Annotated in this window: 4 protein-coding genes; all 4 read left to right on the top strand. The window is 45.5% G+C overall.

All coding sequences use genetic code 11. The features are described 5' to 3' along the window. Positions 1-136: 136 nt before the first annotated feature. The 4 genes from AC58UX_RS01140 (at position 137) to AC58UX_RS01155 (ending at position 13,742) form a co-directional block, all read left to right on the top strand. Positions 137-8,176 (top strand): putative Ig domain-containing protein, encoded by an 8,040-nt coding sequence (locus AC58UX_RS01140; protein WP_497248883.1) that lies wholly within the window; start codon positions 137-139, stop codon positions 8,174-8,176. A 74-nt stretch (positions 8,177-8,250) separates the two neighbouring features. Next, complete coding sequence (locus tag AC58UX_RS01145) at positions 8,251-10,197, top strand: S-layer homology domain-containing protein (RefSeq protein WP_497248885.1); 1,947 nt, start codon at positions 8,251-8,253, stop codon at positions 10,195-10,197. Positions 10,198-10,372: 175 nt separating this feature from the next. Continuing rightward, positions 10,373-12,166, top strand: a complete 1,794-nt coding sequence (locus AC58UX_RS01150) for a sensor histidine kinase (protein WP_497248887.1) — start codon at positions 10,373-10,375, stop codon at positions 12,164-12,166. Further along, positions 12,144-13,742, top strand: coding sequence for a response regulator transcription factor (locus AC58UX_RS01155; RefSeq protein ID WP_497248889.1), 1,599 nt, complete (start codon positions 12,144-12,146; stop codon positions 13,740-13,742). Before AC58UX_RS01150 ends, AC58UX_RS01155 begins: the two co-directional genes overlap by 23 nt. Positions 13,743-13,751: the final 9 nt, after the last annotated feature.

Consider the following 13,751-nt stretch of genomic DNA (forward strand, 5'->3'; position numbering starts at 1 on the left):
CTTAAAAAAATGCAGTTATGTCTTTAAAAAACGCATTCAGCAATAATCAACGTTCTGCTAAGCTCAAATTACTTTGATGTATGCGGTTTCAGCGCAGATGTCGCCATTTTATTTTTCATTTTCGGGAGGGTAAGCAATGAATCGAACTAGTAATCGATGGCTAAGCATCATACTGGCCATTGTCATGATCCTCGGCTCCGTTCAATTGGGAACGATATTCCCAGTGAAAGCACAGGCTGCGGAAGCCGGTTATGATGGCAGTTATGATGCCTATGGCGTCAAAGACATTATTGATTTAGGGGATAGTGCCAGCGAGCAGGCGCATCATCTTATCGCGACGGACAGCCAGTCCGTAATAGGTGCTGAAGGTGAGTCGGCTAGGGTCTCTTTGCCGAAAAGTGTGCCGGATTTCAACGGCGGTGATATTACATTCACGATTAAGGTGGATCCGAACGACCAGAATTATTTTACGATGAAGCTATGGGGTTCGGATGCGACGGAATATCGGGCGTTTCTTGCCATCGACAATCAAGTCGTCTATCCAGCTCCACTAGTTATTGCAAAGATCGCAGAAGAATCACCAATAGTTAACCGTTTCTATTACAGTACAGTTCCTATTCCGCTCGAGAAGACAAAGGGCAAAACTGAGCTTACGGTAACGATTCGGACGACAGCAGCTTACTATCCGTATAGTGCTGGGACATTCAGTAAAGCCTATACCGAAAAAGTCGTTAACCCCTCCAATAAATACTATATGGGGTATGTACATACAACAGCTTCACTTGCACAAGAAGTCATTGAAACCAGCGGTAAGCTGACCTCTTATGTTCCACCTGTACGGAATAATGGCAGCAACGGCTCCGATCTGGATCCAAATTCAATCACAGCAGCGAACATGAGGAGCAAGCTCTTTAACGATGTGAAAGTAGTTATGGAAGGCGTGCTAGCGCGAAATGCTTCGACGAACAATTTTACAACGGCAACGTGGAATCATAAAGAGAACGCGCATGGGGACGGGACGATGCTGCCGCCTTACTCGCAGAATGATGTGAATTTGTTCAATTTGAAATATGTTACAGAGGCGATGCTGGACCAAGATGCGCCAGAGTATGATACTATGCTTCAATCGATGGGTATTGATAATTTACTGCAATCGGTCATTGGAGCGATGGACCGCCTCGTTATCAACTACTTAAATCGTCCTGCGACAATTCAAACCGGCGGACATCAATCCTCTTGGGGAGGTTACTACCAAGGCTTAGGTGAAGCGCTTTGGAATGTGAACAAGCTGTTCGACAGTGGACGGTACGCAGCACTTGGTGGAACAAGATACGCAAACTTTGATGCCTGGTACAACGGGACAGAGAAAATTAACTGGCGAGATAAGTTTGTAACCGTAGCAAATTTCTTCAATCAACCAGCAGCTGGTCAACCGTATCCGTTCTTAATGCCCAAAGCGGCAGTAGACGTAGGTGCGGAGCCATTCATTACTTCTAGGCGCTCGGCATATGAGGAAATCTTGTGGTTAAACTTCAATTATGCACGCACACACGCCTACACGTTGACGCCATTAACGAATCAAGTCATGTTTCAAATGTTTGGCGCATGGCGCAGCAATGCAGGCTTGCTCGTGATCAAATCGGCTTTTGCTGAAAACTATAAGTCTGCATTGCGCCAGCTATATCGTTCTACGGGAATTTTACCATATTACGATATTGACAAGGTGAATGGAACGGTTGAAGCTGAAACGACATTAGGCGGTACAGCCTACACGGGGAAATTAAACATTGTCAATTTAGCTGCCTTCAATGATAGCACCCAGTATGATTCAGATCGCAATTATATCGGTGAATACCGCAAAGCCTGGGGACTCGAGTACTACATGACTACAGCTTTCGGGTTGACACGGGAGACTACCTATGTAGCTGGATACGGCGAGCATAGCGACTACTTGGTTCATGCATGGCGATTGGTTCGGGATACTCCGGTGAATTTCCAGAATGGTCCTGGCGTGAAGCTGGCTGATGAAAACGAACTGTTGCGCAAAGCACTTCTGGCTTCTAATGCACGTGCGCATATGAAATATTCGGATGTCGATGAAGGGTATCGCTCCATGCGTTTGGAAGCGACCATCGAAGCTCGGGGGCCCTTTTACCCGTACGATGCCGGCTATCATATTCATTTAAGCCCAACGCAGACAACGACTGTGAACCCGTTCCTCTTAGCTCTTTTAAAGAAGGAGCTAGAGAAGAATCCAAGTAAATACAGCGCTTATTTTGGCGCGGATTATTCAAAATATTTCGGTTATGCTACGGATGCCGTTGGCTATGCGCAGCAGATGCTGGAGGACAATCAGCTAACACCTGCCTTTAGTCGTAGCTTTGCTTCTGATTTGAAATCGCTGGCAGGCTACAAGTATGTGACGAACCATCCTCGTGTGATGAAGCTTATTCCTTCAACGAACTTGAAATGGTACTCACCAGCGCAGCTTCAGGCGATGCAGAATGATGGGCTCGATTTGAATGCCCATTACGATAGCTCGTTTTATGATATTGAGGATTCTATCGTGTATTTCCGTGACGCAGACACCGTTTATTTACTTGGTTTCGAATATAAGTCGGATTCGGGTATTAATGGCGTGAGCCGAATTCATGCCGTCAGCTCCGATTATGATCGGATTGCTATGCTGAAACATGAAGTGCAATATACACCGTCCGGCTATTGGAATTATGGGACACCAGATACAACTGTTGCATATAACATTGCATTTGACCCAGTAACAGGCATGCCGGATGGCTCGACAAGCACAGATATGGGCAATGTTTTCCCTGTTGCATCTCTGAATGGGTACGATGACCAAATCGCGCTTACACCAACGAAAGCGGGATCGCCATTTGGCGGTTACGGTGAATTTTATTCCGTCCAGTACTCTAAGTATGTGATTGCTATGAATACAACGAGAATGGCTTATAACAACGCCAAAAATTATGAAATTACACTGCCATCGGGCTATAACAAAACCACCATTTATGACAAAATGTCTCACAAACAACTTCCTGTTGTACAAGGCAAAGTAACAGTGCCGCCTTTTACAGCGGTAGCGTTAGATCTTGAAAGCGATACGATTGTGAACGACGTACCGACAGCACCTATTTTTGCTACGGGTACGGCTGTGGATCGGAAAGCAGCATTAACGTGGACTCACAGTGCAGGGACCGATACGAGCTATGAGATTTTCCGTTCCACGACTGCTGATGGTCCTTACGCTAAATTAGCGACGGTGGACAAGAATGCGAATCTGTATATCGATACAACGGTTACAGGCGGCGCTACTTACTATTATAAGGTTAGAGGCGTGAATGCAGCAGGGAAAGCAGGAAACTACTCTCCTTATGCTCAGGTTTCGGTTAGCAGCAATATACTTACAGCAGGATGGTCAACAGCCAATACGGTGTGGTCGCTTGATAAGCAGATTAGCTCTGTACAAAGTATGCAAGCTGCGATGAATAGCGGAAAGGTGACGTTTACGGGCAGTCAGGCCGCAAGTGGAAATCTGCTGTATGCTTACACCAGTAATCTTCTGACGGGTCCGGATCTCACGAAGGCGCCTCAAACCGGCAACTTTGAAATGATTGCGGAAGTAAAGTCTGGTGAAGAAACCGGCATATTGTTCAAAGAATCGCTGGATGTCAAATCCAGAGGTGGCTTCTTGACCTTAGACGGTGCTGGCAACTACAAGTTTGTGTACAGACAGCAGCCGAATATTGTGAAAGATTACGACATGCGGGTAGATGGCTACAATATTTTCAATAATATAAATCCGGTTCCAGTAACAGGTCAGGTGCCTGGTGCCAAATGGATTAAAGTCGCTAGATTAGGGCTTTATGTTTACGCTTACGTTTCTGTAGACGGGGTAGATTGGCAGCCTATTGGCGACGTGGGCTATCCGCAGTTTCCGACTGTCAGTTCGACAGGGGAAAACTATTTCATGGATAACAATTGGCATCTGATGAAAACACCGGGCGAGTTCTACTTACCGATGGCGAATTCGGTGTACGTGGGAATCGCTTCGTCTGGAGCAGGTGAAGTCGATCATGTCGCGCTCTCAAGTTTAGATAATGTCGACACAACAGTACCGGCCAAAGTAGCAGCTTCTATCACCTCCGATAGTGTGAATGGCACAATATCGATTAATTGGAAGCATGTATATAAAGGCAAGTATTACAATGTCTACAGGACGAAAGATGCGGTAGCTTCAGTAGGCGATCCGACTAACACCCAAGGTTGGGAGTTAATCGGTAGTCAGGTCATGGATATTGGATTCATTGATAATGATTTCAAAGCAGGAAGTAATGGACAGGTGTTCTACAAAGTCATCGCTTTTAATGCAGAGGATCATGCGGGAATGCCATCTGATCTGCTTACAGGCGAAATTTCCAAGGAAAGTGTTGAGTTTCCAGCGAGCGTTTGGAAATCGGTGGATGTCAACACGCCATCACAAGGTCATGATTTGATGAGCGGCGCTCACTTACAGACATTCTCGGACGGTAAACGATTCTGGAACACGGACGGCAACTCGTTCCGTTTCGTATATCAAGAGATTCCAGCAAAATCCGAAGGTACGTTCATTACCCGAGTGAATAAATCGTCCGTCATCGGAGAACATCTCGGGGAAGCGCTTATGGTTAAAAATAACGTGAACGTCGCTTACGATAGTTCTACGTTCCACCGAGCGGCTAGGATTAACGCAACGAAAGGAATTTTTGCATCCATACAACAAAGTCTGTGGTCCAGCAGATTAGGAACAGATAATTTTGCACTGAATCAGGATGCTTGGCTGCGACTGGATACACATCAAAACAGCGAAATTGTTGATGTATATTATGCGCCGGCTACAGGAGCAGAAACAGCATATCCGACAAATTGGACAAAGATTTTTAGCTTTGATAAAGCCTCGACTGTTTCCAATCCGCTTGTTGGCGGCGCAGAATCGTGGAAAGATTTAGGGTTAGGCGTGAACGGCAAGTGGTTTGTAGGCCTTGCATATGCGACTGGTGGCGTGATGAGCGGGACGAATTTTTATAATGTGGCGCCAATTTTTAATAAACCAAACGTGACGATAGGTGGTGCGGCGGTAGCACCTACGAAAAATCTGACAGTGAAGATAGGGACGCCACTAGTGCTGCAGCTATCCGCAAAGGATTCGTTTGGGGTGCGTGATTTACCAGTCAGTGATGTGGAACAATTAGGAACGCTGCCGGCAGGAGCTTCGTTTGATGCGGTTACTGGAACACTTACTTGGACGCCTACAACTGCAGGTAGGTATACATTGCCGTTCCGTATTCAAGACAAAGCCGGTCAGAATGATTTCTATGGCGGTATCGATGTTACGGTAAAAGTACTTGATCACACGGTCGTGCCCGTGTTTGATTTGATTCCTGATCGCTCTTATGTTGCTGAACAAGGCATTACCTTGAATGTGAAGGCGACAGTCAAAGACATTGCGACAGGGGCAAATACAGATGACGACGGGGGTGCAACCGTTGCTTACAGCTTAAAGTCTATCAAGAACCAGAAAGGTACAGCGCTGCAGTCCGCAGATATTGGAGTGAGCTTCAATAACGCAACGGGGCAATTAACCTGGTCGCCAAGTCGACTTCAAACCGGCGTGTACGAGATAACCTTTACGGCAGAAAGTGGCGGTTATTCCGCGGATATGACTGTAAAATTCAGTATTCTAGGCGCACCTCTTTATGAGTTACCAGAGCCGTACAAGACGGCGATCGAGCAGGGAGAACCGATCAACATTGATGCAACGGAAAAACTACTTCTGCCGATTACAATTAATGATCCCACTGGTAATAATTTCTACTCTTATATTGAGTCAATTCCAAGTGGAGCTGCTTACAGCGCAAATTTGTTTGATTGGACACCGACATATGAACAAAGTATGGTTGCCGATCCTATCTACACGCTCAAGCTTGTAAGCTACAATGCGAACTTCCGCAACGAATTGAGTGTCAAGCTGAAGGTGAACACACCAGCTGCTTCAGCGCCTTTATTTTGGCAAAACTGGCAAGCTGGTGCGTTGTCTACTGACAGTGTGACCAAAATGTCTGTTAAATATGGAGGAATAGACAATAGCGAGTTAATACTGAATAACAATTCACACTATTCGGCGCCGAATTACAATCAGACTTTAGGGCGTACGACGTTTATAAACCAAAAGCTGACTTCAAATGCAGAAATCGTGGCGAGAATTACTTCTTACTCGGCTCCGAGTAAATATGCCGGCGTCATGATTAGCAATTACAATGCGCCTGATCCAGCGAGTACAGGGATCAACAAAGTAGCCGACAATGTTATTATGGCACTTTCGGCAATGGAGTTCTCCACGAGCAATACGCAGTCTGGCAGATTTAAAACGACCTCCGTGCTTGCGATGGCCCGCGATAACGCCGCTTCGCAAGGTGATTATGCGAATCTCGGCTTTGAGACAGGCGTAACTGATTTGACAAAAACATATTGGGTTAAGCTGAAGTACACGATTAACGGCGATGGATCTGCAACCGTTCGCGGCTCTTACCGTATCGATGGAACAGATGAATGGGTAGTGAACGATCTGTGGAAATACAATTACACCGCAGCCCAAGTAAATGCTGGACTGTATGGCGGCATTATAGCTTCGCCTGCAACGAAGGAAGTTAAATTCGATAATGCCCGCATTACGATGGAGCAACCGCGTATCCAAGCAGTTCCAGGAATCGCCATTAGCTTGCCAGTCAAAACGGTTCATCCTTATGACCAAATGGATTATATGTTTACATTGACGAAAAATGGTAGTACCTACCCTACGTCAAATGCTTCCATCACGCCTTCTGGCGTGTTCGCCTGGACACCGGACGAAGGTGGAACCTATGTGTTGTCCGTTTCGGCAACGGCTCGGTTAACGCATCAAACGGCAACGCAGCAGTTCGCTATTGTTGTTGCACCAATTGATAAGACGGCACTGCAACAGGCAATCACACAAGCTAAAGCGATTCAGAATGATGATGGCGGATATACGCCAGAAACTTATGAAGCTTTGCAGCAGGCGATCTCGCATGCGGAAGCATCCCTGTCCTCCATTTCTGGATTGATCGCGCTGAATTCTGAAATTGAGGCGCTTAGGGTGGCAAGGGAAGGATTGGCATCGATTCGTACGATGTTGACTGCTGAGCTTGCAGTCGCGCGTGCTTTACAGAATGAAGATGGCCAGTATACACCAGATTCGTTCGCTCTCTTGCAGCAGCGCATCTCGGAAGGGGATGCTGCGCTCGCAACAGGTACAAATACGCAAGCGAATGCGGCATTAACGGCACTGCGTGGAGCTGTTGCCGCACTTCAAAGGCAAGGAGTTTATTTGACTGGACCTACAAGTGTGGTAGCCGGTAATCCGATTGCTGTAATGCTTAGCTTGAACAGTGTGACGACAAGTGTCTACGCGAAATCGGCAAAGATTGAATATGATCCAAGCCGACTGGTGTACCTCGGTGCAAGCTCTTTGGTTGATGGCTTCACTGTGGTGCAATCGACGTATGGCAATGGGCAGATTAAGTTGATTGAAGCGGGGCTCGGTCATCCCGTCACAGGAGATATCGATTTACTGGAGATACGCTTTTTGGCTCTGCCTGTTAATGGATCGGTGACAAGTAATGTGTATGCCAAAGACGTACAAGTGGGGGATGCGAGTGGGAATGTTTCCTTCATTAAAGCAGGTCCAGCTTATACGATCCAGATTACACAGCCTTCCACTACTGTGCTTGATAATTTGATCGCAGAGGCGCAGGCAGCTACGGCAGCCGCTCCAATCAGTGAGACGCTTTACGGGCATTACAAACAAGCAAATGTAACCGCGCTTCAAACGGCCATTGTGCAAGCAGTTTCGGGGGCAAGCACTTCGGGAACAGTTGCAGAGATTGAGGCGCTCCGAGCGACTTTGGCTAATGCGCTTCAAATTTTCCGAAACAGCATCAATATCAGTACAAGTATCGGTGACATTGCCTATATTGCCGCACATTATGGTGAGACGAGTGCGAGCAATGAATGGGCAAGAGTGATTATGTATGATAGCAATCAGAACGGGAAGCTAGATCTATATGATCTCATTGTAATTGCCGCACGAATATTGAATTAATAGGTTAATTGGTTGGGAAAAGCATAGGATGCTTTTCCCAACTGAATTTCATAGAAAAGGGAGAATACGATATGATGCGCACGATCAGACACCTGTGTCTTTCCTTGCTGTTATGCTTAACTCTGCTGCCGGGAATATCGCAAGCGGCTCAGCCCGCAATTATTAATTTATCTGTTGATCATCAGAACGTACGAATGAATGAGACGTTAACAGTTGAAGTCACCGCGGAAAATGTTAGTTTGTTGTACGGTAATGAAATTGTTATCACCTATGATGCCTCTAAACTGCAATTCATAGCTTCAGAGAGCTTGCAAAGTAGTGGTATGCATTTCAATAAGCAATTGGCAGATAACCAAATTACCTTAGTAAATACATTAACAGGAACGGTCCCAGGGCTTCAAAATGTTTCAGATCTGTATGCTGTTAAGTTTAAAGCCACCCAGGAAGGAGTGGCATCGCTCAGTTTAACGAGTGCGTCGCTTTTCCATTTATCTAACAGTCTTCCTATTGCTGATGCGGTAACCTTAGGAAGTGCGAAAGAAGTAAATATTACCCCAAATACAACGCCAAATGTTCCAGTTACGGGTATTACGATCGACAACAGCACAGTTAACCTGAAAGTAGGAGGTCAGCAGCAACTATCTGCAACCTTGTTGCCTGTGAATGCAACGAATAAAGGAGTAATATGGTCCTCAAACGCTTCAACGGTAGCCACAGTGGATGCAGCGGGAAAAGTAACGGCAGTTGCAGCAGGAAATGCAACAATTACGGCAACTAGCGTGGATGGTGCTAAAGCGGCTAGTGCAACTATTAATGTCTCAAATGATACAAATACAGGTACAGGCACAGGCTCAGGTGGCACACCGCCCCCTGCAGTTCCAACGGCTACAGTCATTCATAATAAAGTGACATTAGAAGCAAAGCTAGACGAGAAAGGTAAAGCCGCGGTTAGCATTAAAGCAGATGATCTGGCTAAAGCGATTCAAAACACGACCAACAGCCAAGTTATCATTGATGTCAATCCGCATGGTGATGTGAAGGGTGTCCAAGTCGAAGTTCAAGTAGACCAACTTGTTGCAGCAGGTAAAAAGAAGGTTGACGAACTTAAAATAGATACTGGAATGGGCTCAATTACCTTATCTACTAAATTGCTAGATAAAGAAGACGCTTCAAAAATTCAGCTATCGGTCTTTCAAGTGGATAAAGCTTTACTGTCCGGACTACAAGTGGGGCAGGACACGATAATTTACGATTTTAACTTATTCGTAGATGGGCAGCGAGTCAGCAATTTCTCAGGACATGAAGTAAAGGTAGAAATCCCTTATTCACTAAAGCCAGGCGAAAAGCCGAATCAAGTCGTCATATATTACCTTACGGATGACGGAAAGTTGGAAATCGTGAAAAATGGTAAATTTAATAGCGATGCCGGCATGGTTGAATTTTATCCGAAGCATTTTAGCAAATATATGGCAGCCTATACCAGCGTTGCCTTCCTTGATTTAACGAGCGTTGCTTGGGCACAGGATGCCATTCAAGGGCTCGCAGCCAGAGGGGTTGTGCAAGGAGTTGGCGAGAACCGCTTTAATCCCGAAGCAAGTGTGACGCGAGCCGAATTTATTGCCATGCTGGTTAACGCGTTTGATTTGAGCGATACAACCGCATCTATTTCTAGCACGGATGTTCATCCTAGGGATTGGTATTACAATGCGATTGCCAGCGCCTCAAAGCTGGGCATTGTGCAAGGGCAATCAGATACGATGTTCGGTGCCAATGAGCGCATTTCTCGCCAAGATATGGCGGTCATGGTGTATCGCGCGTTACGGGCGTTAGATCAAATGCCTGCGACAAGCATCAATCCTGCTGCTTTTACCGATCAAGCAGTGATAAGTGCCTATGCGCAAGAAGCTGTTGCGGCTATGCAGCAATATGGTCTCATTCAAGGCATGGAGAATGGAGCGTTTGCTCCAGGAGCCTCAACAACCAGAGCACAGGCAGCGACTTTGATTTATCGGTTATTTTAAAGGTGTGTCAAGTTTGAATAACGGTTTCATCCGAAAGCGCCGCCCATTTTGGGGTGGTGTTTTTTGTTTATGTCTTAAAAAAGCGCACATCCATATTAAATTTCAACGGTAGTATCGCTTGCGAATTCTGTTAAAATAGACTTATTCTAAATCGAAAGCATGAGGCGGCTCTCTGATGGCATCCAACCCTTTTCGGCTGCATAAAAGCATTTTTGCCAAATTTACACTTTCTTTCATTACGGTAGGTCTCATCCCGTTGCTCATTCTCAGTTACATTTCGCTGCAGACATTTAGTGGCTTTATGGAGCGTTATGCGACGAACAACTATGAGCAAATGCTGCTGTTTGCTAGTCGAAATGTAGATGATATGTTTGTCAAATACAACAATATTTCCAAACTGATGTACTCCTACGGAGTTGGCGGTCTCTACGGTCAGTTGGGACAAGCGATTGCAGCGCAAAGCAAAGAAAAAGATATCCGATTGACGATGACAATTAATGATTTCTTGCAAACGGTGTTATATACAGAACGTAACCTGCAAAGTGTCTTTTTTGTATTGCCGAACGGAACTTTTCAAAGCTTATCGAAGAACAATGTTGCATTGGATTACCAATATCAATACCCAAGGATTGAATGGAAAGAGCAGATGAAGCTCAACCGCAACGGACTTAGCTTTTTTCCTTCCCATAAGCAGGATTATTTTCTTGGGGCAACGGATCAAGTGATGACGTTTGGCCGCAATCTAACCGACGTACTGGGGTCATCCAAGGTCGAAGGGGATACTGTTGGTACCTTTTACATGGACGTTGGCCTTGGCGTGTTTAACGAGATTTTTAAGCAAATGGTTCTTAATAAGCAGGATACAGTTTATGTCGTTGATAAACAGGGGATTATTCTATATAGCAATCAGAGTGAGTTGATTGGGACCGAATTTCACGCGAATACATCTGATGATTTCTTGCATCTACAACAGGAAACAGCTGAGAATAGCATCCAAATTGTAGGGGAGTTTTATAAAAAAGAACTGTTTCTCAAAGTTGAGCAACTCATTCAGACAATTACGATCGTTATTGGCCTGTGTATGGTCTCGTTGATTGTGGTAGCGGTCTGGTTCTCCAATCGCTTCTCCAATCCGATTCGTAGCATTACGCGAGAAATGGCGAAAGTGGAGTCGGGTAATTTCGATACGCAGGTGACTGTCAGGACAGCAGATGAGTTGGGGCTTCTGTCCCATGGATTTAATAAAATGGTGGGGCGTTTGAAGGAATACATTGACGTTGTGTATGTTGCGCAGATTAAACTAAAACAAGCGGAGTTGAACGCACTGAAGAGTCAGATCAGACCGCATTATTTGTACAATACACTGGAAGTGATTCGGATGAGCGCCGTAGCAGAAGATGCAAATGAGGTTGGCGACATGATTCTGTCCTTATCGCATCAGCTCAAGTATGTCCTCGATTATGGTGAAGAAACGGTTGCAATCCGGGCTGAGAAAGCAAATGTGGAGCAATATTTTCAATTGATGGTCATCAGGTACGGCGAGCATAGGTTAGGCCTTGACTTCCGGTTCGATGCGGACTTAATGGACTGTGCGATACCGAAGTTATCGCTGCAACCGATTGTCGAAAACGCTATCTATCATGGCATTATGCCGAAGTCAGGAAAAGGCACAATTCGCATTTCGATTGAAAAGCTGCCTGATAATTTGCTTAGTATCACGGTCGACGACGACGGTGTAGGAATGAGCGAAGATACGCTTGGAGTTGTTCGGCAAAAGTTAGCTAAGGGCAGCTCTCTGGATACGGGCAGCAGTATTGGGCTGATTAATGTCCATGAGCGCATTGTAGCGCTGTATGGGCACGGTTTTGGCGTAGAGATTAATAGCAGTCGTCATATCGGGACTACCGTACGACTTGTCATTCCTTTAACGAAAGAGGTGAGCGTCCGTGTTGAACGCCATTCTAGCTGATGATGAACCGATCATTATCAAAGGGTTAAAAAAGCTCATACCGTGGGAAGAACTCGGCATTGCAATCGTAGGTGAGGCGATGACAGGCAGGGGTTTGATGGAACAGATTGAACTCAAGCAGCCTGATCTCGTTATCACGGATATTAGTATGCCGGACGGCTCAGGCATCGACGTCATTAAAGAAGTTCAACGGCGGCAGCTGCGGACGAAAATTATTTTCATCAGTGCATACCAAGAATTTTCCTTTGCCAAAGATGCGCTTGCCTTCGGTGCAGTCGATTATTTGGTGAAACCGATTGAGAAGAGTCTGCTGCTCGAGGCGGTGGGCAAAGCGATGACGCAACTACAGGAAGCAAATGAAGATAAATCCTCCAAAGGTAAGCTGGCCGTTTATGAACAAAAGGATAAGAAGACCCAGCTTGAGGAGCTGTTTGACAGGCTTACCCATGGGGATATTCGGTGGGAGGAAGCGGAGAGTAAGCTTCAGGTCCTGAACACCCAGTTTGCTGGTCCATGTTTCAGTGTATTGTATGTGGAGCTTGCTCATGTAAAGCTACAGGATGGTAGGTGGGGAGAGCATGAGAAACGTCTATTAGTGTTTGCAGTATCCAATTTGGTGGATGAGCTGATCCAACTTCATGGCGACGGTCTCGTTATCCGTAAAGGTGAAAATTTATGTGTCATCGTGAACTACATGCGTATAGAGGATGATTTGCAGCGTCTTGCGAGCGAAATGCGGGATAAGATTTTATTTTATCTTAAAATACATGTGACGATCTCTATCGGTATGCCGGCCCTTAGCTTGCAGGATATAAAGCTGTCCTATAATTCGGCTGTTGAGACGATGAATTATAGTTATTTTGAAAAGGAAGGGACAATACTTTCCTGGTCACAGACTGAACGGCATAGCAGCTCAGATCATCTCTTGGCAGATGCCAAGCAGGCTGTGATAAAAGCTGTCATTGCCAAAGAAAAGCTGCAGGTGCAGGAGCTGTTAGGAAGTTACTTAGAGCATGCTGCAATCAACGCCAATGGTCGCAAAGAATCTGCGGTATTAATCCTATATGCCTTGCTGACGGACTTAATGGAGGAGATGTCAGTTGTTGGTATTGACCTCCAGGTGTCTCCTGAGCAGCGGAAAGACTGGCAAAAGCGGATGCATCAATGTTATCGTTTTAGTGAGCTTACTGACTTCATAAAGGATCGTATTTTGGAGATACTGGAACAAGTAAGCTCCGCAGGCGGCAGCCGCGAAGCGCAGCAGATGAAGATTATTAAGGAATATATTGAGGAGCATTATAGTGAAAATATAACGCTGGAAAGCATGGCTTCCCAAGTATTTATGAATCCGTACTATTTTAGCAGCTTCTTTAAAAAGCACACGAATGAGAACTTTAAGCAGTACGTCACGAACATCCGAATGAAAAATGCAGTCCGACTTCTCTTGCAAACGGATTTACTCGTTTACGAAATTGCAGAGCAGGTTGGCTATCATAATCCAAGGCAATTCAGTGATATGTTCAAGAAAAGCTACGGCAAGCTTCCACAAGAATATAAGAGTCAAATTAAAGGGTAAATCGTCGAA

It is taken from the genome of Paenibacillus sp. J22P90 (assembly GCF_059692195.1).

Coding starts and splice junctions, on each gene's coding strand:
- AC58UX_RS01140 (WP_497248883.1), top strand. CDS start 137: ATGAATCGAACTAGTAATCGATGGCTAAGCATCATACTGGCCATTGTC.
- AC58UX_RS01145 (WP_497248885.1), top strand. CDS start 8,251: ATGCGCACGATCAGACACCTGTGTCTTTCCTTGCTGTTATGCTTAACT.
- AC58UX_RS01150 (WP_497248887.1), top strand. CDS start 10,373: ATGGCATCCAACCCTTTTCGGCTGCATAAAAGCATTTTTGCCAAATTT.